This is a genomic window from Sulfitobacter sp. THAF37, assembly GCF_009363555.1.
Lineage (GTDB): Bacteria > Pseudomonadota > Alphaproteobacteria > Rhodobacterales > Rhodobacteraceae > Sulfitobacter.
Genome location: NZ_CP045372.1, coordinates 2,164,510 through 2,185,894 on the forward strand (window position 1 = coordinate 2,164,510; position 21,385 = coordinate 2,185,894).

Here is a 21,385-nt window from a genome sequence, read left to right on the forward strand (position 1 = left end):
GTGGCGAGCGATGCGCGGATCGTGGCCGTTCTGGGCCCGACCAATACCGGCAAGACCACCTATGCCATCGAACGGATGCTGGCGCACCGGACGGGGGTGATCGGCCTGCCGCTGCGCCTGCTGGCGCGCGAGGTCTACGACCGCATCGTGGCGCTGCGCGGCCCTTCGGTGGTGGCGCTGGTCACAGGCGAGGAGCGTATCGTGCCGCCGCGCACCCAGTACTGGGTCTGCACGGTCGAGGCGATGCCCGAGGGCATGGGCGCGGATTTCGTCGCGGTGGACGAAATTCAGCTTTGTGCCGATCCTGAGCGGGGCCATGTCTTTACCGACCGCCTGCTGCGGATGCGGGGCCTGCACGAGACGCTCTTCATGGGGTCGGATACCATGCGCGGCACCATCGCGGCCCTTGTCCCCAAGGTCCAGTTCATGCGCCGTGAACGAATGTCCGAATTGATCTACTCTGGTCAGAAAAAGATAAGCCGGATGCGCCCTCGCAGTGCGATTGTCGGGTTTTCGGTTGAAAATGTATATCCGATTGCCGAGCTGATCCGCCGCCAGAAGGGCGGTGCGGCGGTGGTAATGGGGGCGCTGTCGCCGCGCACGCGCAACGCGCAGGTGGAGATGTACCAGAACGGCGAGGTCGATTTCCTGGTGGCGACCGATGCCATCGGGATGGGGCTTAACCTTGACGTCGATCACGTCGCCTTTTCCAGCCTGACAAAGTTCGACGGCCGCCGGATGCGCCAGCTGGCACCGAACGAACTGGCCCAGATCGCCGGACGCGCCGGACGCGGGTTCAGATCCGGCACCTTCGGCACCACAGGCGATGCGCCCGCGCTGGACGACGGCATGGCGCGGGCGATCATGGATCACCAGTTCACGCCGCAGAACAAGATCAACTGGCGCAATCATGCGCTGCAATTCGGCTCCATCGACAGGCTGATCGAGACGCTTGAGGCAAAGCCCGACGACGACCGTCTTGTCCGCGCGCGTGAGGCGGACGATCTGCGCGCCCTCAAGGCGCTGGGCCAGGTCGACGAAGTTTTTGCCCGCTGCAGCGACGGACCATCCGTGCGGCTGCTGTGGGACGTCTGCCGCATCCCCGATTTCCGGGGGATCAGTCACGCGGAACACGCCGACCTTCTGGAACGGATTTTCTGCGATCTTCACCAGTCAGGCCGCATACCGGACGACTGGCTGGCGCGACAAATCAAGCGAATAGATCGAACCGATGGGGATATTGATGCGTTGTCGAAACGACTGGCCTTCATCCGCACATGGACCTATGTCGCGCAGCGCAAGGGGTGGACCCAGGACGAAAGCCATTGGCGCGGGGCGACCCGTGTCGTAGAAGACCGACTGTCGGACGCATTGCACGAGCGTCTGACGCAGAGATTTGTAGACCGGCGCACATCCGTGCTCTTGCGCCGGCTAGGACAGAAGGAAGCCATGGTGGCCGAAGTAAACGAGACTGGTGAAGTCACTGTCGAAGGTGAATACGTAGGCAAGCTGGACGGTTTCCGGTTCCGCGCCGACAAGGGTGCAGGCGGGGCCGAGGAAAAGACGATCAAGTCCGCCGCTCTTCAGGCGCTTGCACCACAGTTCCATCTGCGCGCCGATCGTTTCTACAATGCGCCCGATACCGAGATCGACTTTACCGAGCAGGGCGGGCTCATGTGGGGCGCCGCCGCTGTGGGCAAACTGGTCGCGGGCAGCGACCCGTTGAAGCCGCAGGTCGAGGTCTTTGTTGACGATGTCGCCGGTCCGGACGTGGCGCAAAAGGTGCAGCGCCGGTTGCAACATTTCATCGACCGCAAAATCGCGGCATTGTTCGAACCGCTGATGGGGCTGTCCAAGGATGAGACACTGACCGGCCTTGCACGGGGCTTTGCGTTTCAGTTGGTCGAAAACTTCGGGCTCCTCCCGCGCGCCCAGGTGGCCGATGACGTCAAGGCGCTGGATCAGGACGCGCGCGGCGCGCTGCGCAAGCACGGCATCCGGTTTGGCCAGTTCACCATTTTCATGCCGCTGCTGCTGAAACCCGCGCCGACACGGCTGCGGCTGGTCCTGTGGTCGCTGTCCCGAGAGTTGGACGAATTCCCCGAATCCCCGCCGCCCGGGCTGGTGACGATTCCGGTCGAGGCCGACGCGCCGCAGGGGGCCGACACGATGTCGGGCTATCGCAACGCGGGTGCGCGGGCGATCCGCATCGACATGCTGGAGCGGCTGGCCGACATGGTGCGCGCCGAGGATTCCCGCGGCGGGTTCGAGGCCAAGGCGGACATGCTGTCGATCACCGGCATGACGCTTGAGCAGTTCGCCGGCCTGATGCAGGGGCTTGGCTACAAGGCCGAGAAGGGCGAGCGCGAAAAGGTCAAACCGGTCGATACCTCCACGCCCAAGGACGGCACCCACAAGGTGATGGATGAGACCGCCGATACCGAGGTGCCGGAAAAGACCGATCTCGACACACCGACGGACGATGCACCGGACAAGCCGGTGATGGACGTCGCGGCGGAAGAGCCTGCCGGCGGCATCATCGAAAAACCCGCTCCGGCGACACCGGACGACACCCCGGGCGCCGTCTCTGACATGCCGGACGACGGGATCGCGCCGCTGGCCGAAGAGCCTGCGGAGACGCCGCTTGCAGAGGACGGCATTCCCGACGTCCCCGCCGAGGAAACACCGCAAGGCACCGCACCCGATGCAGAGGTCGCGGGCCCCGAGACTGAGGTGTACTACATCTTCACCTGGGCCCGCAGCGGCCGTGGTGGCAACAATCCGCGCCGCAACGCGGGCGGCGAAAAGCCCAGGGGCCGCAGCAAGCCGCGCAAGGGCGGTCCGCGCGGTGACAAGGGCGAAAAGGGCGGCAAGGCGCAGAATTTCTCTGCCCGTCCGCCCCGCAAGGAAAAGCAGATCGACCCCGACAATCCGTTTGCCGCCGCCCTGATGGGGCTGAAGGACAACAAGTAGGTGAACACCGCGCCGCCAAAGCTTCGAATCGACAAGTGGCTTTGGCACGCGCGTTTCTTCAAGACCCGCTCGCTGGCTGCGGCGCGGGTTTCCGACGGGGCGGTGCGGATCAACGGCACGGCGACCACGAAACGGGCCAGCATGGTCTCCGCTGGCGATGTCCTGACCTTTGCCATCGGCGAGCGGGTGCGCGTCATCCGGATCGAGGCGCTGGGGACGAGGCGCGGTCCGGCGGTCGAGGCACAGGGTCTTTACACCGACCTGTCCCCGCCCGCCCCCCGACCGGAGGACAAACTGACTGAAAATCCGGCGTTTGACGGAAAAGGTCGCCCCACCAAGAAGGACCGCCGCAAGCTTGATCTTTCTAAGTCCCGGCACCTTGAATGATGACGGATGCTGATTTACTCAGGCCCACAGCGACCCTGACAGAGATCCCCCATGACCTATATCGTGAACGACGCCTGCATTGCCTGCAAATACACCGATTGTGTCGAGGTGTGCCCGGTTGACTGCTTTTACGAAGGCGAGAACATGCTGGTGATCCACCCGGACGAATGCATCGACTGCGGCGTCTGCGAACCCGAATGCCCTGCCGATGCGATCCGTCCGGATACAGAGCCGGACATGGAAAAGTGGGTCGAATTTAACCGAAAGTATTCAGAGCTTTGGCCGGTGATCATCACCAAGAAGGATCCGCTGCCCGAGGCCGAGGAACGCGACGGCGAGACCGGAAAACTCGAAAAGTACTTCTCGGAAAGTCCCGGTGAGGGCGGGTGATTCGCCGCCTTTCTTCATGTGCTGCATGAATAAGACCCTGTAAGTGCCTGCAATAAAAGGTTGCACATAGAGTTTACCCCGGGTCATCTTTCGGATGCCCTGTTTTTGTGCTATGATGCAGCAACGCTGGATATGACTGTCAACTCTTTGGGTGCGGACGTTTGATCATTCTTCCGCCAACAGAGGTTCAAAGCAGTAAATCACTACCACGCACAGTTGGATGTCGGCATGCACCGCCGCATCGCGTTTGTGTTTTCGACCGTCGGATCAGCACATGGATTAACAGCGGGTGAACCCCGCGCTTCAGGAGCCGCCAAATGACTAAAACGAAAAAGCACGATTTCCGCCCGAACGAATTTGTCGTCTATCCCGCCCATGGTGTGGGACAGATCGTTTCGATCGAAGAGCAGGAAGTCGCCGGCATTTCGCTGGAGCTGTTCGTGATCTCCTTTGAAAAGGACAAGATGACCCTGCGGGTTCCGACCCACAAGGCCTCCGAAATCGGGATGCGTGCGCTGTCTTCGCCCGATGTCATCAACCACGCGATGAAGACGCTCAAGGGCAAGGCCAAGGTCAAACGCGCCATGTGGTCCCGCCGGGCGCAGGAATACGAGCAGAAGATCAATTCCGGCGACCTGATCGCCATCGCAGAGGTCGTGCGCGATCTGCACCGCACAGACGATCAGCGCGAGCAAAGCTATTCCGAACGTCAGCTTTACGAAGCCGCGCTGGAGCGTCTGACGCGCGAAGTGGCCGCGGTCAGCGGTGGCGACGAGAATGCGGCGGCCAAGCAGGTCGGCGATGTTCTGGACAGCCGCGTCGCGGCCTGAGCCCCCAAGCGATCTGATAGGGCGCCGCGTCTCCCGGGGGGAGGTGCGGCGTTTCGCGTTTCAGGTTGTTTCCCGGTTCACGGCAGGGCGGCGGCGCAAACCACCATCAGCACCGTGCATTCCACAATCTGCTGGGTGGCCCCCAGTACATCGCCGGTCTGACCGCCGATCTTGGCCCCTGCGACCGCGCCCGTGGCCAGTGTGGCCGCCAGGCTCATCACGATCACGCCCAGCCAAGCACCGGAAAAGGCCGCCGCGAGCACGCCGATACCAAGGGCACCGATCACGGCCGCGCGCGGCGGGGTGCCGGTCTGGCGTGAGAGCCCGCTGTTCCGGGCGTGGGGCAGCCGCTGCATGGCCCACACCATGCAGGCGCGCGATACCATCGCCGCAGGGATCAGGGCCGCCGCCAGCGCCCCGGCGCCGATCAGCAGCGCGATCAGTTGCCAGCGCAGGATCAGCGTCAGCGCCAATGCGATCACGCCATAGGTTCCGATCTGGCTGTCCTTCATGATTTCCAGCCGCCGGTCCCGGGTCCAGCCGCCCCAGAACCCGTCCGCGCAATCGGCCAGCCCGTCTTCGTGCATGGCACCGGTCAGCAGCACCGTGACCGCAAGCGTAATGAGGGCGGCAACGGCAGGCGGCAGCCCGGCCCCGGATGCGAGCGCCGCCGCGATCACCCCCGCGCCACCAATCACCAGGCCGACCAGCGGATAGGCCCAGGCCGCTTGGGCGGGGGCGCGGGTGTCATGCGCCGCAAAGCCAGAGGCAGGCAGGGGAAGGCGGGTCAAGAGCCCCAATGCCATGATGACATCACGGGGATGAAAGGCACGCTGCGGCCCGGTGGTGTCGCTTCTGTCCAATATTCCGCCCCTCGCGCCCTTTCCAGCATTCGGCGCTCTCGCTAGACAGGGCCAGTACCGAATTCAAGCCGAGCATGCCCATGACCCAGCCTTTTGCAAGCCTCTCCGCCTTCCGCGCCCTTCTGACGGATCTTCCGGGGGTGGACGAGGACGCCACCCAGGCGGCGGCGGCGCATAACGGCCAGTTGACCAAGCCACCCGCGTCGCTGGGCCGGCTGGAGGACCTGGCGATCTGGTATCGCGGTTGGCGGGGCGGCGACAGGGCCGAGATCACGTCGCCGCAGGTCATCGTCTTTGCAGGCAACCACGGGGTCGCGGCGCGGGGTGTGTCGGCCTTTCCAGCCGAAGTGACCGGCCAGATGGTCATGAATTTCCAGGCCGGTGGCGCAGCGGTCAACCAGCTGGCGCGCACTGCGGGCGCGTCGATGACGGTTGTGCCGCTGGACCTCGACCGTCCGACAGCCGATTTCACCGAAAGTCCGGCGATGACGGAGGAGGATCTGCTGGCGGCCCTGACCGCGGGCTGGCAAGCGGTGGATCACACTGCCGATCTGTTGGTGGTAGGCGAGATGGGCATCGCCAACACCACCAGCGCCGCCGCCATCGCCTGCGCCCTTCTGGGCGGCGATGCGGCAGACTGGACCGGTCGCGGCACCGGGGTCGATGACGCGGCGCTGGCGGTGAAAACGGACGTGGTGCGCCAGGGCGTGGCGCTGCACGGCGGGCAGGGCGACGGGCTGGACATGCTGCGCCGGCTGGGCGGGCGTGAGCTGGCCGGTATGGCGGGCGCGATGGCGCGCGCGCGCAGTCTGCGCATCCCCGTCATACTCGACGGTTTTATCTGCTGTGCCGCAGCACTTTGCCTTCAGAAAACGGCAGAGGCGGCGCTGGATCATACGGTGGCCGGACATCTGAGCACCGAGAACGGTCACGCCCGCCTTCTGGCGGCGATGGACAAGACGCCGCTTTTGCAGCTTGGCCTGCGGCTGGGCGAGGCATCGGGTGGCACCCTTGCAATTCCTGTGCTCAGGGCCGCGCTGGCCTGTCACGCGGGCATGGCGACCTTTGCACAGGCAGGCGTCAGCGACGGCTGAGGGCGCTGGCCCCCGCTGGCCGTCAGGCGCGCTTTTCTTCCTCTTCCTCGTCGCCGCGGTTCAGAAACGCGGTTTCAAGGTCTTTTTGCAGCTCTTTCGCGCGGGCCACGTAAGCCTTGTTCTGCGAGGGCGGCACATCGGGCCGCCACAGCGCGGCAAGCTCGCGCACCGACTTGCGGTCATGGGCATAGAACATGCGCTGCGCCTCGGCGGCCTCGTATTCCGACAGGCCGAGGTTTTCCAGCACATAGCGTCCCGCGCGCAAGGAGCTGTCGAACATCTCGCGGACGATGTCGTTGGCCCCGGCCTGGAACTGGCGATAGACATCCGTGCGGTCGTGGGCGCGGGCCACGATGTGCAGGTCGGGCCGTTCCTTGCGGGCATAGGTGATCAGCTGCAGGGCCGACCGGGGATCGTCCAGCGCCACCACCAGCACGCTGGCATCCCGCAGCCCGGCCTTGCGCAGGATGTCGGGCCGGGTCGGGTCGCCCAGAAACGCCTTGAAGCCAAAGCGCCGCATCACCGCGATGGTGTCCGGGTTGTGGTCCAGCACGACGGTCTGGAACCCGCTGGCCTGCACCAGCCGGTTCACGATCTGGCCGAAACGCCCGATCCCGGCGATGATGACGGGGCCCGATTCGTCGATCTCGTCCGGGGGCTGCGGCCCGCTTTTTTCGTCCATGCGGCGGCTGATCCGGTCATAAAGGATGAACAACAACGGCGTGATCAACATGGACAGGGCAATCACCAGCAAGAGCGTCTCGGCGATGTCGTTGGGCATCACGCCGGTCGCCACGGAAAAGCTGACCAGCACGAAGCCGAATTCACCCGCCTGCGCGAGGCTCAGCGCAAAGAGCCACTGGTCCCGCCCCTTGAGCCGGAAGATGCGGCCCAGAACGCCCAGGATCACGCCCTTCACGATGATCACCAACACCGCCATGCCCACCAGCAGGATCGGACGGCTGAACAGCAGATCAAAGTTGACCCCCGCGCCCACGGTGACAAAGAACAGGCCCAGAAGCAGCCCCTTGAAGGGTTCAAGGTCGGTTTCCAGCTCGTGCCGGAACTCGGAGGAGGCAAGGACCACCCCGGCGAGGAACGCCCCCAGTGCCGGAGAAAGGCCGACCAGCATCATCAGGAACGAGATCCCGACCACGATCAGCAATGCCAGCGCGGTATACATCTCGCGCAGGTTGGCGGAGTGGATGAAGCGGAACACCGGTCGCGTGAAGAAGACGCCGACGATGATGATCGACAGCACAGCCCCGATGGTGACAAGGGTGACACCCCATCCCGGCAGGTTCTGGACAAAGTCGAAAGCCGCGTTGGCCCCGGCGGGGCCGTGATGGCCCGCGTCGGCGTCGTGGGCGGCCTCGACCTGTTCGGCACTGAGAGAGATCGACCCGTCGGGCAGGATGCCCCCCATGTTCCCGGTCGCCAGCAGCGGCAGCAGCGCCAGGATCGGGATCACCGCGATATCCTGCGTCAGCAGGACGGAAAAGACGCTGCGCCCGCCCCCGGTCCGCATGAGGTTCTTTTCCGACAGGGTCTGCAGCACGATGGCGGTAGAGGACAGCGCGAGTGTAAGCCCGACCGCCATGGAGACGTTCCAGGACTGGCCATAGGCCATCGCCACCCCCATCAGGGCCGCTGTGGTCAGGATCACCTGCAGGCCCCCGAGCCCCAGCAACCTATGCCGCATGTCCCACAGCGCGCGCGGCTCCAGCTCCAATCCGATGAGAAACAGCATCATCACCACGCCGAATTCCGCGAAATGCTGCACATCCTTCGTCTCGGACCCGACAAGCCCCAGCACCGGCCCGATCAGGATCCCGGCGGCCAGATAGCCCAGCACGGACCCCAGCCCGAGACGCGCGGCGATCGGCACCGCGATCACAGCCGCGGCGAGGTAGATCGAAGCCTGAAACAGGAAGCCTTCCATTTCGGTCCTTTCGAAAAGGTTCAGGTGGGCAGCGGCCCATCCCGTTTGAGCTGGTCCATCACGATCTGACTGTGCACCCGCGACACGGCGGGATGTGGCAACAGCACCTCGTGAATCAGCCGGTTGAGGCTGGGTAAGTCTTCACAATAAACGCGCAGCAGATAATCCGCATCCCCCGTCATGGTCCAGACGCTGACAATCTCGGCCCGGGTGGCCATAAGTTGCGCAAAACTGCGTGAATGATCGGGGCCGTGGGTGCCCAGATGCACCTGGACGAAGCCCTGCACGTTCAGGCCCAGGCGCACCGGGTCCAGTCGGGCGAAATAGCCGTGAATGTACCCTTCGGCTTCCAGCCGTTGGCGGCGGCGCCCGGCCTGTGACGGCGACAGGTTCAGTGCTTCGCCCAGTTGCTGCGCCGTCAGATGCGCGTCGCGTTGCAGTGCGGCCAGCAGCCGCGCGTCTGTTTCATCCAGCATCTTCGCTCTGCCTTGTGCGGAGTTTGCGCGCCCTTGTGGGAAACTATGCGTCATTCCCGCAAGAATTACCATTCGCTTTATGAAATTTGCGCAACATCAGCACGCATTGAACCTTATCTTTCCAGTAACCGTTTACCCTGCAAAGGAGGCATCTCATGGGACCTTTCCCGCATGACGCAGCGAAGTCGAAAATTACCGCTGAAAACCCTGCCGGAACCGACGGTTTCGAGTTTGTCGAATTCGCGTCCGAGAACCCGCAGGAACTGCGCGATCTGTTCACCCGCATGGGCTATGCCCACGTGGCCAACCACAAGAGCAAGCAGATCGAGCTTTGGCAGCAGGGCGACATCACCTATGTTCTGAACGCCGACCCCGACAGCTTTGCCGCGAAGTTCGTACAGGAACACGGCCCCTGCGCGCCCTCGATGGGCTGGCGCGTGGTCGATGCGAAGCACGCGCTGGAACACGCCGTTGCCAACGGCGCCGAGGAATACACCGGCGACGGCAAGGTGCTGGACGTACCTGCGATCATAGGCATCGGCGGGTCGCTGATCTATTTCGTGGATCACTACTACGAAACCTCGCCCTACAACTGGGAATATGACTGGATTGCCACCTCCAAGCCGGACGGCGTCGGGTTCTACTATCTCGACCACCTGACCCACAACGTGTTCAAGGGGAACATGGACGTCTGGTTCAAGTTCTACGGCGATCTGTTCAACTTCCGTGAAATCCGCTTCTTCGACATTGAAGGCAAGTATACGGGCCTGACCAGCCGCGCGCTCACCTCGCCCTGCGGGCGGATCCGCATCCCGATCAACGAAGACCGGGACGAGAAAGGGCAGATCGTCGCCTATCTCAGAAAGTACAATGGCGAGGGGATTCAGCACATCGCGGTCGGGGCGCGTGACATATATGACGCGACCGACGCGATTGCCGACAACGGGCTGAAGTTCATGCCCGGTCCCCCGGACACGTATTACGACATGAGCAAAGACCGCGTGACCGGCCATGAAGAGCCGCTGGACCGGATGAAGAAGCACGGTATCCTGATCGACGGCGAAGGTGTGGTCGATGGCGGCGAGACCCGTATCCTGCTGCAGATCTTCTCGAAAACGGTGATCGGTCCCATCTTCTTTGAGTTCATCGAACGCAAGGGCGATGACGGCTTTGGGGAGGGCAACTTCAAGGCGCTGTTCGAAAGCATCGAACAGGAACAACTGGAAACCGGCGAACTCAAGGCGTCTTGATCAAGGCGCGAAGAATTCGCGGAGTTGTCGGGCGGCACGTCAGCGTGCCGCCTTTTTCATGTCCGGCTTCCTCGTATGCCGCCCGGATGGGCCGTCAGCTGCGGGGCATGGTCAACACGACCGACCGCCCGCCCTTGGTGTAGCGCAGTTCGCTGTCGCCGATGGCCGACACGCGGCCCCCGTCGATCCGGTCGCCCACGACGACCTTCTGGTACCGTCCGTTGCTCAACCGGATCAGCGCGCGGCGGTTGGACGGCTTGCCATAGACACCGATCAGGTTGATCCGGCGCAGGTTGATCGCGTTCTTCACCGTCGCCTGTTTGGCGACAGATGTTTTCGACGGAATACTGGGCGCGACCGCACGGGGGGCCACGCTGGCCACACGGGTCTCTTCTCTGGGCGCGGCCCGTTCCGCACGGCGTACGATCCGGTTGAAGTTGCGCGGGCGCGGATCGGGTCGCGCCGAGGCTGCAACGGCGAATTGGGTCGGATTTTCAAAGGCCGCAGGCCGCGCCGGGGTTTCCAGCGCCTCGGCCACCGCCTCTGCCGTGTCTGCGGGGTCCACGGGGGGGGCTGCTGCGGCAGCGGCCTGTTCCTGCACGGATTGCGGGCGCAGGGCAGGGCGATACTCCGCCAGTTCATCCAGGGTCAGCCCGTCGAACTGCGCGCGCTCTGCGGTTTCGACCAAATCGCCGGGCCGTGTGCGCGGCCGTACCGTGGCCAGGATGTCAAGTTCCGGTGTTTCCTCGGTGGCATCTTCGCCGGTTTCGCCGGTCTGGGGCTGGTAGCGCGCCATGATGGCGTCGGGCGGGATGAGCTCGGGGCGGCCGAGATAGATGGTGATGCCATCCGGGTTCACGGTGCCCGCGGCTGTCGGGATCACAAGCCCGTTCGGCCCAAAGGCAAACCGGGTGCCCGCCGCCGCCGGATTCGGGATGTCATCCATCGCCGCATCGGTCAGCATGTCTTCCAAAGCGGGCAGGGCAATGGCATCCGCCGCGGTACTGATCGGGTCGATGCTGGTCAGATAAAGGTCTTCGATCACGACTTCGCCCGCCGGTTCGGGTGGCAGGACGGGCGCGCGGGGCCAGATCCCGGTGGCGGCATACTTGGCTTCCAGCTCTGCCTCGGTCAGATCCTGCGCCGGGGCCGGGGCCGGTTCACGCAACGCATCCAGCACCGCGCCGTCCTCTTCGGTCAGGCCGCTGTCAAGCGCCGCTGTCTGCACCGGATCTTCCGACGGGGTGGCCGGGGCCTCGGGCACCGGCGTGTCGGGCGCCGCGGCGACTTCGGGCGTGCTGCGGGGGCCGAACAGCCGAGAGAGGTTCAGCCCGTCATCCAGGAAAACGGATGCCCAGGCCGCGACACCGGCGAGGAACACCAGCAAGGCGGCAGTCAGGATCAGGCCCAGAAAGCGCGGCTTTCCCCCCACATCGGCTTTGCGCGCGCCGAAGATGGTCATGCGCTCGGCCTCTGAAACCGCGCCCCCGGCGGGTTGCGGCGCAGGGGTCGACGGAATGTGCTTGCCCGGGGGGGGGGCGGCCTTGCTGCGCCGGCTCAGGAAACCGGTTTTGGCTGGCGCGGCGGCAATGGAAGGCCCGGGCGGAGGGCTGTCCAGCGACGAGCTGTCGGGCCGCATCACGGCGTCGTCATCCGGTGTCAGCGCGGCGGCGGTGGCCGCGGGTGTCGCGACCTTTGGCTCGCGGCGCGCGCCTTCCAACGCGGGCGGTGTCGCAGGGGCGCGGCGGCTGGAAAAGCCTGCCGGTTCGGCACGCAACGGCGGCAGCGGCGCGGCTGTCGGCTTCTTTTCGATCCGGTTGGCCCGCAAGGGCGGCATGACCGGCACGTCCGGCGTGTCAGCAGCCGTTTCGGGCAGATCTTCGGCCCCGTCGCCCTTGTGTTCGTCAGTGGCGGCTGCACCTCGGTCAGCATTGCCGGATGTGACGTCCGAAACACTGTCGGGGGCGTCCTTCGTGCGCACCACCGGCGCCGCGCCCACGGGCGGCGTCGCTGCGGCCGCTGCGGCCACCGGCGCGGTCGGAATCTGCACTGTGACGTCTTCTGCCGCCTCCTCGGGCGGCTCCTCCGCCAGGGCGGGCGAGGACGATGAGCTGGCCCTGGCCGCTTCGCCCGTTGTGGGCTCGGGGTGCGCGGCCTTGGGTGTCGGAGCCTGCAAGACCGTTTCAGCATCCTTGGCAGGCGCGGAAGGTTCGTCCGCCTTTGCGACCGGTTCGGGGGGCCGGGCCTGCGGTGTCCTGGCCGAAGCGGCAGGGGCAGAAGCGGCGGGGGCAGAGACCGGGCTGTCTGCCGCCCCGTCCTTGGCCGCTTCCGTCGGGGTCTTTTCGGCCTTTGGCGGCAAGGGAGTGGCCGATGCCGGTGTTTCCGGCGCGAATGTCTCATCCGGCTTGGGCGGCTCATTCGGCGTGGCCGGTTTTTCCGCTCCCGGGGCGGGGCGTTCCGGCGTGTCGGCAGGATCGACCCTGGCGGGCGCGGCGGGCGCGTCGGCAGTGGTATCCGACGCGGGTGCGGCCGGGGGTGTTTGTTTTTCGGCCTTCTCGGGCTTGGCCGGTTCGGATGCCGCAGCTGCAACCGGGCCATCGGGGACCTTGACGTCGCCGATCACGACAACGGCGATGCCGTCCGCCTCGACGCTTTCGCCGTTCTCCAGCAGGGTCGCCGCCGCCTCGGTCTCGCCGAAAAAGGGTTCGCCCAGATAGGGGCTTTCGCCCGGCGTGGCGGCAAAACTGACAGGGTGGAACCGATGCTCAACGGCAAAGCTCTCCGCCTCAGCCAGGGTTTCCAGCGCCACGGCGGCGATATGGGTGCGAGGGCCGTCCTGGCTGATATCAAAGGCCAGGTCATCGACCGCGTAGGGCGTCGCCCCGTCGAGCGCGGCGCGGGAGGCCTCGCGGCGCTCGGCCTCAGACATGTCGGGTGTGTCGATGGTCAGATACTTGATCTGCTCGTCCGGCAGCAGCAGTTTCGTGCGCAGGCCGCCGGGTTCAAGCGCGGTGGCGGATTTCCGCAACACGGCAAGATCGGCGTTCAGGTCATCGGCATCCAGGGCCACTTCGCCGACGATACGCCAGCCACCGGCCGCGCGGTGCAGCAGCCGAATCCCTTCAAAAGACAGCGAAAGTGCAAAATCTGGCTTCATGTCACAACATTAACACATGGGATCGGTGCTTTACAGGCGGCTTGCCCGTCAAACCTAGGTGAGGGCGGGGTCCCGCGCAAGAACCGCGCGTGGGCCACCGGGCTTTCGCGGTTGGCAAGGCCTGCGGGCCCCGCCAACCCTGCGGGCGTGGTCAGCCCACCGCCTTGCTCAGCGCCTGGTCGAGGTCCGCGATCAGGTCGTCCGCGTCCTCTGTCCCGATGGAGATTCGCACCACATTGGGTCCGGCCCCGGCAGCCACCTGCTGTTCCTCGCTCAATTGCCGGTGGGTGGTGGAGGCGGAGTGGATCACCAGCGATCGCGTGTCGCCCAAGTTGGCGACATGGCTGAAGATTTCCAGCGATTCGACCAGTTTCACGCAGGCTTCGTAGCCGCCCTTGACCGCGATGGTAAACAGCGCGCCGGCCCCTTTCGGGCAGACCTTGGCCACCCGGTCGGCATAGGGCGAGGATGCCAGCCCGGCGTAGGTCACGGCCTCGATCCGGTCGTCCTGCTCCAGCCACGAGGCGATCTTGCCGGCGTTGGCCACGTGCCGCTCCATGCGCAGCGACAGGGTTTCGATGCCCATCAACGTGTAATGCGCGGCCTGCGGGTTCAGCGTCATGCCGAGGTCGCGCAGCCCGATGGCGATGCCGTGGAAGGTGAAGGCCAGCGCGCCGAAGGTCTCGTGGAACTTGAGACCGTGATAGGCCGGTTCCGGCTGGCTGAGAGAGGGGAACTTGTCGTTCGCGGACCAGTCGAACTTGCCCGAGTCGATCACGCAGCCGCCTGTCACGGTGCCGTTGCCGGTCAGGTATTTGGTCATGGAGTGAACCACCAGCGTGGCGCCGTGTTCGATCGGGCGACACAGGTAGGGGGTGGCGGAGGTGTTGTCGATGATCAGCGGCACGCCCGCTTTATCCGCGATATCGGCCACCGCGCGCACATCCATGATGTAGCCGCCCGGGTTGGCGATCGCCTCGCCGAAGATGGCACGGGTGTCGTCGTCAACTGCGGCACGAACCGCGTCGAGGTCATCGAAATCCACGAATTTGCAGGACCACCCGAAGCGTTTGATGGTCTGGCTGAACTGCGTGACCGTGCCGCCATAGAGCCGCGTGGAAGCGATGATGTTCTTGCCCGGCCCCATCAGCGGGAACAGCGCCATGATCTGTGCGGCGTGACCGGAAGAACAGCAGACCGCGCCGACGCCACCTTCGAGCGTGGCCAAGCGTTCCTGCAGCACGGCAACGGTCGGATTGGTCAGGCGCGAATAGATAAAGCCCACTTCCTGAAGGTTGAACAGCGCCGCGGCGTGGTCCGCATCGCGGAAGACATAGGCCGTGGTCTGGTAGATCGGCGTCTGGCGCGCTCCCGTGGCGGGGTCGGGGCGCGCACCGGCGTGGATTTGCAGGGTGTCGAAGCCGTAGGTGGGTCCGTCGGTCATGGTGTCTCTCTCCCGGGATGTTTGCGATATGGGTAAGCCATTGGATCAGACCGCACAAGGGATGGAAGGGGCCGGATCAGGACAGGCGGAGCGTGATCCCAAGGCGCGGCTGCGCCGCACGACAGACCTGGCGGGGATGTCCGGCCTGAGCCAGAGGGGGCGAGGGCGCGCCGGGTGGCACCGGAGGATTTGTGTATTTTGGGAACAATGAAGCGGGTCAGCGAATCCAGAAGCCGTTCTTCTTGATCCGGTTGCGGATCGCCTGTTCCTTGCGCGGCAGATCGTTCTGATCGAAGAGGGCACGGACCTTGTGCCCGCGGCCCTGGTAGATCGTGCGTTTGATCGCTTCCGATCCTTTCAGCACCTTCTTGAGCTTGTTCGGGGCGGTGACGCGTTCCAGCACGTCGATGGCCTGTGCGCTTTCGCGGGCGTAGAGCAGGGGCAGCAGGCGATAGTGGCAGGTCACGCTGCCATCGAGCAGCCCCGGTGGCAGTGTGTCGCGGCCGCCGCCCAGGGCATGGATCACCAGCGGCAGGGCGATCTGGTCGAGCCAGGGATCGAAGCTTTGCGCGCAGAGTTCGACCGGGGGGCTGTCCCGGATCGCCAGGGCGTAGTGCAGGAATTTTTCACCGAAGACATGCGGGCAGCGGTAGTAGAAGTATCCGGCGTTGAAATAGAGATAACGCTGCCAGTATTCGTCCGGCTGGCTGAGGTCCAGGCTGCTTTCGAAGTCGAGGCCGAACTTGTCATAAAGGCTTTGCCACAGTCCGGTGTATCCCGGACCGTAGAGCTGGGGGATCGGCCAGGTCCCTTCGCGCCGGAGCGAGGCGCTGGGGCGGTCGAAATCGAAGGGCACCCCGGCCAGGTCGCCGGTGATCAGCGTATCGGTGTCGAAAAAGACGAAGGGGTCGCCCTGGGGCAGGGCGGTAAGCATCTCGATCTTGTTGCCGTAGGGGTAGCGGCTGCCGAAATGGCGCGTCTCGAACGGCACGATCTCTGCCCCCAGGTCGGCCAGCGCGGCGCGGACGTCTGCCGCCTGGATGCGCGGATCGGACTTCCACAGGGGGCCGGGCTGGGGTTCCATCACCAGCAGGCGGCCGTCGAAGCCGGGGCTCATCTCGCGCAGGGAGGCGGCGAAGATCAGGGCCTCGTAGGAGAGCCGACCGCCCTGGCCGACGATGGCGATGTTGTAGGTTTGCGGTTTCACGGGGTTGCGTGCCATACTTTGCCTGTCTCTGGGATCGCCCGTTTTTATGTGGGCCAGTATAGGGGCATATGGAGGGTTGAAAAGGCCGGCATTTCCGCCGGGAGTGGGGGGATTTGAGGGATGTTGGATATTTTCTTTGCCATGCTGGCGGCAGGCATCAACGGGACAGGTGAAGGCGCACCGGCGGGCGGCGGCGCAGTGACGGCGCAGGTGCCAGAGGCCGTCGCGCCGCAGGCGCCGCCACCGCCGAGCGGGCCACAGTTCAACATGGCCGTGGTACCGGCGGGGCTGGTCGCGGAGAGCCAGGTGCCGAGCGGGAAGTTCACCACAGCGGCGGAGGTCAAGCCGATCCTGAATGCGACACGGGGCAACTGGGTTGCCCTGCGGGAGTATGACGGCAAGGATCTGCTTTATGTCACGCACCTGTGGAGCTGGCGGTGCGGCCTGTCCGCGCTGGCCATCTCGGTCAACGATGAGCCGATGCAGAACTGGCCGTTGCCGCCCTGCCACGGGGATACCGCCACACCCAATGCGATCCTGGAAGCGGACGGTCTGCCCTACCTGTCGCTGCGGGGCGGCGGGGTGGCGCGCGTCACCGTGCAGATCGTCTATGACGACCTGAGCATGGACGCGCAGACGTTTCAGCGCGCGCAGGTGCTGATGCCCTGAGCCGTCCCGGCTGTCCTTCATCAGCCATCGGTCGGGGGTTAGTGTGCCGTCCCATTCCGGCAGGTCGCGCGGAAAGTGGCCGGTGGTCATGTCGGAAGGTGCAGCAGACGTCAGTGCAGCAGATGTCCCGGAGCAGGTCGCGGCCTGCCAGTTGTCCTTGCGACCCGCGCGGCGCGCGGCATGGGGTTGGTGAATTGCTGCTGGAAAGTGGTGGGCGACCCTGGAATCGAACCAGGCGTGCGTCTCCGCGAGGGAGTTACAGTCCCCTGCCACACCTTGCGGCCTGTCGCCCACTTTCGCCTGATGCATTGCGCCCGGCGTGGGGGCGTGATTACAAGCGACCCTGAGAGGCGTCAAGGCGAAATTATTGTCGGGCCGCCCTGTCAGTCCGAACGGGGAAGATGCGATGAAAAAGCCGAAGTGGGTGGTCCGGAAAGAACAAGACAAGAAGTCCGAGGCGCAGGCCACGGTCTGGCTGTTCGGACTGCACGCGGTGCGCGATGCGCTGGTGAACCCGGCCCGCGAGAAGCTGACCCTGATGGTGACCCCCAACGCGCTGGCCAAGCTGGAGGATGCGGTTGCCACAGCGGGGATCACGCCGCAGGTGGTGGACCCGCGAAAGTTCCGCCCGCCGCTTGATCCGGCGTCGGTGCACCAGGGCGCGGTGCTGGAGGTCAGGCCGCTGAACTGGGGTCGGCTCGAGGATGTCTGCATCGGCGACAGCCCGGCGCCCCGCGTGCTGCTGCTGGACCGGGTGACAGACCCGCATAACGTGGGCGCGATCCTGCGCTCTGCCGAGGTGTTGGGCGCCTCTGCCGTGATCGGGACGCGGCACCATTCCGCGCCGGAAACCGGGGCGCTGGCCAAGACCGCCTCGGGGGCGCTGGAACGCCAGCCCTATCTGCGGCTGCGCAATCTGGCCGATGCGATCCGGGCGTTGCAGGGGATGGGATACCTGGTGCTGGGTCTGGACGGGGAGGCGGACACCACCATCGAGGCCGCCGTGGAAGGCCGCCGGGATCGGCCGGTGGCACTGGTACTGGGCGCCGAGGGGCCGGGCCTGCGCGACAAGACCCGCGAGACCGTGGATGCGCTGGTACGGATTGACGCAGCCGGGCAGTTCGGGTCGCTCAATGTGTCAAATGCCGCCGCGATTGCCCTATATGCCGCCAGAGTGAATGGCTGAAGGAGCGGACCGCTGAGCTATCCGACCAAAATCGCGACCTGCTGCTATTGCGGGACACGGGCGGCGCTGACGCTGGATCGCGGGCGGCATGAGCTGTCCTGTGCCCAATGCGCGGCGCCGCTGCACGATCTCAAGGCGCTGCCGGTAAAGGAAAAGCCGAAAAAGACCGGCGTCAGCCACCAGCCGGTGCTGCGCCGTTTTCCCGGCGGGCAGAAGGCGGCGGAGGTCCGGCATCGCAAGCCGAAAAAACGCAAGCCGCGCAAGTCGCTTTGGCGCCGCATGGCGGAAGAGGCGTTCGATGTGGTTGAAGATATCTTCGATTGACCGGGATCGGCGGAAAGATGCCCGTGAGGCGGCAGGCCATCACAAACCGCGCTGGTCCCTTTAACGGCAGCGGGGAATACCTATGTGAGGTAGAGGACGGCGGGCACGGAACGCCCGGCGTCACTTTACTGTCCCTCGTTCCGTACCTGATGCGCCCCCTGATACATTCAGGAGGGCGCTTTTTTATGTCGAAACCTGATTTTACGCGATAGGGTCTGCGCATGATGTATTCGGACACGATGCTCAGGGAGGTATTGGCCCGCGCCCGCCGGATCGCGGTGGTTGGCGTATCGCTCAACCCGGTGCGGCCCAGTTACTATGTGGCGCGGTATCTGGGGCTGAGGGGATACGACGTGATCCCGGTGAACCCGCTGCACGCGGGCGAGACCGTGTTTGGCCGGCGCGTGCAGGGATCGCTGTCGGTGATCGAAGGCGGCGTCGATATGGTCGATATCTTTCGCCGCCCGGAGGCGGTGCCGGAGATCGTGGAGGAGGCGCTGGCGTGTTTTCCGGACCTGCAGACCATCTGGATGCAGATCGGCGTCGAACATGCCGAGGCGGCGGCAAGGGCGGAGGCGCGGGGGATCACCGTGATCCAGAACCGCTGTCCGAAGATCGAGTACCAACGTCTGCACGGCGAATTGCGGATGGGCGGTTTCGCCACGGGTCGGATATCGAGCAAGTTGTGATGAGCGCGGCGTTTGGTCGGCGTTTGGTACCGGTCCCGACTGGCCGCGCTGCGCGCGACGCGATCCATTTTGCGGATGAGGGGGCTTTGCCCCCTCAAACTCCCCCGAGTATTTCGGGCATAAAGAAGCTGGGGTTCGGGTGAGGTCAGCGGGAGGCTTTCTCCGCGAGCCCGGATTGCGACTGGCGGCGGTCGAGTTCGGCCAGAACATCGCTGAGGGGCACGTCGCGGGCGGCGAGCATGACCAGCAGGTGGTAGAGCACGTCTGCCGCCTCTGAAGTGAGCGCGGGGCGGTCGCCTTTGACGGCCTCGATGATCGCCTCCACCGCTTCCTCGCCGAATTTCTCGGCGCATTTTTCGGGGCCTTTGGCCAGCAGTTGCGCGGTCCAGCTGCTGTCGGGGGCGGCGTTCTTTCGGGTGAGGATCGTCGCAAAGAGGTCGTCGAGGGTCATGTGAGCCTCATCGGGATGCCGGCGGCGGCCATGTGCTGCTTGGCCTCGTGGATGGTGAATTCGCCGAAGTGGAAGATGGACGCGGCCAGCACCGCGGAGGCGCCGCCCTGCAGCACACCTTCGGCCAGGTGATCCAGCGTGCCCACGCCGCCCGAGGCGATGACGGGGACGCTGACGGCGTCGGAGATGGCGCGCGTGAGCGGCAGGTTGAAGCCCTGTTTCGTGCCGTCGCGGTCCATCGAGGTGAGCAGGATTTCTCCGGCGCCCTTTTCGGTGACGGTGCGGGCGAATGCCACCGCGTCGATGCCGGTGGGGCGGCGGCCGCCGTGGGTGAAGATCTCCCATTTGCCGGGCGCCGTGGTCTTGGCGTCGATCGCCACCACGATGCATTGACTGCCGAACTGGTCCGCGGCACGGGCGACGACGTCGGGGTCGGCCACGGCGGCGGAGTTGAAGCTGACCTTGTCCGCCCCCGCCAGCAACAGGGCACGCACGTCCGCCGCCGTGCGCACGCCACCGCCCACGGTCAGCGGGATGTAGCAGTGTTCTGCCGTGCGGCGCACCAGGTCGAACATGGTGCCACGATTCTCGTGCGTCGCGTGAATGTCGAGAAAGCACAATTCGTCCGCGCCCGCCGCGTCGTAGGCGATGGCGGCATCCACCGGGTCGCCCGCATCGCGCAGGCCGACGAAATTCACACCCTTGACGACGCGGCCATCGGCCACGTCGAGGCAGGGGATGATGCGGGTCTTCAGCATGTCTTTGGTCCGGGCACGGGGCGGAGGTCGACTGTGTATTTCGGGAACAATGAAATCATCGGGACAGGGTTGTCAGAGCGGCGGCAAGGTCAAGTGCCCCGTCATAGAGAGCGCGGCCCGAAATGGCGCCTTCGATCACGCCGGTGTCGCGCAGGGCGATCAGGTCATCTAGGGACGAGACCCCGCCGGAGGCGATGACGGGGATCTGCACAGCGCGGGCGAGGTCCGCTGTCGCCGCGATGTTGGGGCCGCCCATGGCGCCGTCGCGGTTGATGTCGGTGTAGATGATGGCCGCGACACCGTCGTCTTCGAACGACTTTGCGAGGTCGGTGACTAGCACGTCGGTTTCCTCTGCCCAGCCCTTGGTCGCCACGCGGCCGTTGCGGGCGTCGATGCCCACGGCCACCTGGCCGGGAAAGGCCTTGGCGGCCTGGCGCACGAGGTCGGGGTTTTCCACCGCGACGGTGCCGAGGATCACGCGCGCCAGCCCCTTGTCGAGCCAGTTTTCGATGGTGGCCATGTCGCGGATGCCGCCGCCGAGTTGCGCGGGCACGTTGCAGGCTTCGAGGATCGCCTCAACCGGGGCGGCATTGACCGGTGCCCCTGCAAATGCGCCGTTGAGGTCGACCAGGTGCAGCCACTGGCATCCCGCCGCGACAAAGCTGCGGGCCTGGGCGGCCGGATCGTCGTTGAAGACGGTCGAGCGGTCCATATCGCCGTGGACCAGGCGCACGGCCTGTCCGTCCTTGAGGTCGATGGCGGGGTAGAGGATCATGGGCGGGTCCCTGTGCTGTAACGAGATGCGGTTTTGCACGGGCGGGCGCGATTTGCAACGCGACCCGAGGTCTGGCTTGCCAGAAAACGGGGGCTGGTACAGACTGAGCGGCAAAGCGGAGGAACTTTGATGACGAAACTGATGATGGCTTCATTGCTGGCGTTTGGTCTGGCTGGTGCGGCACAGGCGGCGGATCCGGCAGTGGGCACCTGGCAGACCCAGGTCGACGACGGGGCCTATGCCCATGTGAAGATGTCACCTTGCGGCGCCGCAGTCTGCGGCACGATCGCGCGGACATTCAATGACAGCGGCGAATACAAGTCCCCCAATCTGGGCAAGACGCTGGTGATCGACATGACGCCCGAGGGTGGGGGCAAATACGCAGGCAAGGTCTGGCGACCGTCCAATGGCAAGATCTACATCGGCAAGATGACCGTGTCGGGCAATACCCTGCGGCTGTCGGGTTGTGTGGCGGGCGGGCTGATCTGTTCCAAGCAGACCTGGCAGCGGGTGAAGTAGC

20 protein-coding genes and 1 tRNA gene are annotated in these 21,385 nt (G+C 65.2%); 11 read left to right on the plus strand and 10 right to left on the minus strand.

Features of this window, described 5'->3' with window-relative positions; translation table 11 throughout:
• The 4 genes from FIU94_RS10600 to FIU94_RS10615 all read left to right on the plus strand — a co-directional run bounded on the left by FIU94_RS10600 (window position 1) and on the right by FIU94_RS10615 (window position 4,580).
• Window positions 1-2,973: a helicase-related protein gene (locus tag FIU94_RS10600; RefSeq protein WP_152465771.1), complete on the plus strand. Its 2,973-nt coding sequence runs from the start codon at window positions 1-3 to the stop codon at window positions 2,971-2,973.
• Window positions 2,974-3,360: an RNA-binding S4 domain-containing protein gene (locus FIU94_RS10605; protein WP_152465772.1), complete on the plus strand. Its 387-nt coding sequence runs from the start codon at window positions 2,974-2,976 to the stop codon at window positions 3,358-3,360.
• 51 nt (window positions 3,361-3,411) lie between these two features.
• Window positions 3,412-3,750, plus strand: a complete 339-nt coding sequence (fdxA, locus tag FIU94_RS10610) for a ferredoxin FdxA (protein WP_114273417.1) — start codon at window positions 3,412-3,414, stop codon at window positions 3,748-3,750.
• Window positions 3,751-4,067: 317 nt separating this feature from the next.
• Window positions 4,068-4,580 (plus strand): CarD family transcriptional regulator, encoded by a 513-nt coding sequence (locus tag FIU94_RS10615; protein WP_152465773.1) that lies wholly within the window; start codon window positions 4,068-4,070, stop codon window positions 4,578-4,580.
• A gap of 77 nt (window positions 4,581-4,657) precedes the next feature.
• On the opposite strand, the gene FIU94_RS10620 is transcribed toward FIU94_RS10615, so the two are convergent.
• Entirely contained in the window at window positions 4,658-5,443 is a 786-nt protein-coding gene (locus FIU94_RS10620) for an adenosylcobinamide-GDP ribazoletransferase (protein ID WP_368407126.1), read from the minus strand.
• Between the two features lie 80 nt (window positions 5,444-5,523).
• On the opposite strand from FIU94_RS10620, the gene cobT reads away from it, so the two are divergent.
• The gene (gene cobT / locus FIU94_RS10625) at window positions 5,524-6,537 is read left to right on the plus strand and encodes a nicotinate-nucleotide--dimethylbenzimidazole phosphoribosyltransferase (RefSeq protein WP_152465774.1); all 1,014 of its coding nucleotides are present in this window, start codon (window positions 5,524-5,526) and stop codon (window positions 6,535-6,537) included.
• A 22-nt stretch (window positions 6,538-6,559) separates the two neighbouring features.
• Here cobT and FIU94_RS10630 read toward each other — a convergent pair whose 3' ends face one another.
• Window positions 6,560-8,479: a cation:proton antiporter gene (locus tag FIU94_RS10630; RefSeq protein ID WP_152465775.1), complete on the minus strand. Its 1,920-nt coding sequence runs from the start codon at window positions 8,477-8,479 to the stop codon at window positions 6,560-6,562.
• Window positions 8,480-8,499: 20 nt separating this feature from the next.
• Window positions 8,500-8,955, minus strand: a complete 456-nt coding sequence (locus FIU94_RS10635) for an Lrp/AsnC family transcriptional regulator (RefSeq protein WP_152465776.1) — start codon at window positions 8,953-8,955, stop codon at window positions 8,500-8,502.
• Window positions 8,956-9,110: 155 nt separating this feature from the next.
• Here FIU94_RS10635 and hppD point away from each other — a divergent pair, with 155 nt between their 5' ends.
• Window positions 9,111-10,205 (plus strand): 4-hydroxyphenylpyruvate dioxygenase, encoded by a 1,095-nt coding sequence (gene hppD / locus FIU94_RS10640; protein ID WP_152465777.1) that lies wholly within the window; start codon window positions 9,111-9,113, stop codon window positions 10,203-10,205.
• Between the two features lie 94 nt (window positions 10,206-10,299).
• Here hppD and FIU94_RS10645 read toward each other — a convergent pair whose 3' ends face one another.
• The 3 genes from FIU94_RS10645 to FIU94_RS10655 all read right to left on the minus strand — a co-directional run bounded on the left by FIU94_RS10645 (window position 10,300) and on the right by FIU94_RS10655 (window position 16,028).
• A complete protein-coding gene (locus FIU94_RS10645) occupies window positions 10,300-13,362 on the minus strand; it encodes a hypothetical protein (RefSeq protein WP_152465778.1) in 3,063 nt (1,020 codons plus the stop codon).
• Between the two features lie 151 nt (window positions 13,363-13,513).
• Window positions 13,514-14,806 (minus strand): O-acetylhomoserine aminocarboxypropyltransferase/cysteine synthase family protein, encoded by a 1,293-nt coding sequence (locus tag FIU94_RS10650; RefSeq protein ID WP_152465779.1) that lies wholly within the window; start codon window positions 14,804-14,806, stop codon window positions 13,514-13,516.
• Between the two features lie 217 nt (window positions 14,807-15,023).
• Complete coding sequence (locus FIU94_RS10655) at window positions 15,024-16,028, minus strand: hypothetical protein (RefSeq protein WP_152465780.1); 1,005 nt, start codon at window positions 16,026-16,028, stop codon at window positions 15,024-15,026.
• Between the two features lie 105 nt (window positions 16,029-16,133).
• Here FIU94_RS10655 and FIU94_RS10660 point away from each other — a divergent pair, with 105 nt between their 5' ends.
• Window positions 16,134-16,682 (plus strand): hypothetical protein, encoded by a 549-nt coding sequence (locus FIU94_RS10660; protein ID WP_152465781.1) that lies wholly within the window; start codon window positions 16,134-16,136, stop codon window positions 16,680-16,682.
• 208 nt (window positions 16,683-16,890) lie between these two features.
• On the opposite strand, the gene FIU94_RS10665 is transcribed toward FIU94_RS10660, so the two are convergent.
• Window positions 16,891-16,974: transfer RNA gene (locus FIU94_RS10665), tRNA-Tyr, on the minus strand.
• Window positions 16,975-17,088: 114 nt separating this feature from the next.
• Between FIU94_RS10665 and rlmB the strand changes: the two genes are divergently transcribed.
• From rlmB to FIU94_RS10680, 3 genes are all read left to right on the plus strand, one after another.
• Window positions 17,089-17,868, plus strand: coding sequence for a 23S rRNA (guanosine(2251)-2'-O)-methyltransferase RlmB (rlmB, locus tag FIU94_RS10670; protein ID WP_152465782.1), 780 nt, complete (start codon window positions 17,089-17,091; stop codon window positions 17,866-17,868).
• A gap of 186 nt (window positions 17,869-18,054) precedes the next feature.
• Window positions 18,055-18,192 carry a hypothetical protein gene (locus FIU94_RS21165; RefSeq protein ID WP_368407127.1) on the plus strand — a complete coding sequence of 46 codons (138 nt, stop codon included), beginning with the start codon at window positions 18,055-18,057 and terminating at the stop codon, window positions 18,190-18,192.
• Between the two features lie 221 nt (window positions 18,193-18,413).
• The gene (locus FIU94_RS10680) at window positions 18,414-18,881 is read left to right on the plus strand and encodes a CoA-binding protein (protein ID WP_152465784.1); all 468 of its coding nucleotides are present in this window, start codon (window positions 18,414-18,416) and stop codon (window positions 18,879-18,881) included.
• Between the two features lie 145 nt (window positions 18,882-19,026).
• On the opposite strand, the gene FIU94_RS10685 is transcribed toward FIU94_RS10680, so the two are convergent.
• The 3 genes from FIU94_RS10685 to hisA are packed head-to-tail and all read right to left on the minus strand — an operon-like array spanning window position 19,027 to window position 20,865.
• The gene (locus tag FIU94_RS10685; RefSeq protein ID WP_152465785.1) at window positions 19,027-19,332 is read right to left on the minus strand and encodes a phosphoribosyl-ATP diphosphatase; all 306 of its coding nucleotides are present in this window, start codon (window positions 19,330-19,332) and stop codon (window positions 19,027-19,029) included.
• A complete protein-coding gene (gene hisF, locus FIU94_RS10690) occupies window positions 19,329-20,090 on the minus strand; it encodes an imidazole glycerol phosphate synthase subunit HisF (protein ID WP_152465786.1) in 762 nt (253 codons plus the stop codon). The genes FIU94_RS10685 and hisF overlap by 4 nt, the downstream gene beginning before the upstream one ends.
• Before the next feature lie 55 nt (window positions 20,091-20,145).
• Window positions 20,146-20,865: a 1-(5-phosphoribosyl)-5-[(5-phosphoribosylamino)methylideneamino]imidazole-4-carboxamide isomerase gene (gene hisA / locus FIU94_RS10695; protein ID WP_152465787.1), complete on the minus strand. Its 720-nt coding sequence runs from the start codon at window positions 20,863-20,865 to the stop codon at window positions 20,146-20,148.
• A gap of 129 nt (window positions 20,866-20,994) precedes the next feature.
• On the opposite strand from hisA, the gene FIU94_RS10700 reads away from it, so the two are divergent.
• On the plus strand, window positions 20,995-21,384 hold the full coding sequence (locus FIU94_RS10700) for a DUF2147 domain-containing protein (protein WP_152465788.1): 390 nt from the start codon (window positions 20,995-20,997) through the stop codon (window positions 21,382-21,384).
• Window position 21,385: the final 1 nt, after the last annotated feature.

What these genes read in the sequence shown, in the direction of transcription:
- FIU94_RS10650 (WP_152465779.1), bottom strand. Translation starts at nt 14,806, where the DNA reads ATGACCGACGGACCCACCTACGGCTTCGACACCCTGCAAATCCACGCC.
- FIU94_RS10685 (WP_152465785.1), bottom strand. Translation starts at nt 19,332, where the DNA reads ATGACCCTCGACGACCTCTTTGCGACGATCCTCACCCGAAAGAACGCC.
- FIU94_RS10680 (WP_152465784.1), top strand. Translation starts at nt 18,414, where the DNA reads ATGATGTATTCGGACACGATGCTCAGGGAGGTATTGGCCCGCGCCCGC.
- FIU94_RS10635 (WP_152465776.1), bottom strand. Translation starts at nt 8,955, where the DNA reads ATGCTGGATGAAACAGACGCGCGGCTGCTGGCCGCACTGCAACGCGAC.
- hisF (WP_152465786.1), bottom strand. Translation starts at nt 20,090, where the DNA reads ATGCTGAAGACCCGCATCATCCCCTGCCTCGACGTGGCCGATGGCCGC.
- FIU94_RS10645 (WP_152465778.1), bottom strand. Translation starts at nt 13,362, where the DNA reads ATGAAGCCAGATTTTGCACTTTCGCTGTCTTTTGAAGGGATTCGGCTG.
- hisA (WP_152465787.1), bottom strand. Translation starts at nt 20,865, where the DNA reads ATGATCCTCTACCCCGCCATCGACCTCAAGGACGGACAGGCCGTGCGC.
- FIU94_RS10655 (WP_152465780.1), bottom strand. Translation starts at nt 16,028, where the DNA reads ATGGCACGCAACCCCGTGAAACCGCAAACCTACAACATCGCCATCGTC.
- fdxA (WP_114273417.1), top strand. Translation starts at nt 3,412, where the DNA reads ATGACCTATATCGTGAACGACGCCTGCATTGCCTGCAAATACACCGAT.
- hppD (WP_152465777.1), top strand. Translation starts at nt 9,111, where the DNA reads ATGGGACCTTTCCCGCATGACGCAGCGAAGTCGAAAATTACCGCTGAA.
- cobT (WP_152465774.1), top strand. Translation starts at nt 5,524, where the DNA reads ATGACCCAGCCTTTTGCAAGCCTCTCCGCCTTCCGCGCCCTTCTGACG.
- FIU94_RS10700 (WP_152465788.1), top strand. Translation starts at nt 20,995, where the DNA reads ATGACGAAACTGATGATGGCTTCATTGCTGGCGTTTGGTCTGGCTGGT.
- rlmB (WP_152465782.1), top strand. Translation starts at nt 17,089, where the DNA reads ATGAAAAAGCCGAAGTGGGTGGTCCGGAAAGAACAAGACAAGAAGTCC.
- FIU94_RS10660 (WP_152465781.1), top strand. Translation starts at nt 16,134, where the DNA reads ATGTTGGATATTTTCTTTGCCATGCTGGCGGCAGGCATCAACGGGACA.
- FIU94_RS10630 (WP_152465775.1), bottom strand. Translation starts at nt 8,479, where the DNA reads ATGGAAGGCTTCCTGTTTCAGGCTTCGATCTACCTCGCCGCGGCTGTG.
- FIU94_RS10615 (WP_152465773.1), top strand. Translation starts at nt 4,068, where the DNA reads ATGACTAAAACGAAAAAGCACGATTTCCGCCCGAACGAATTTGTCGTC.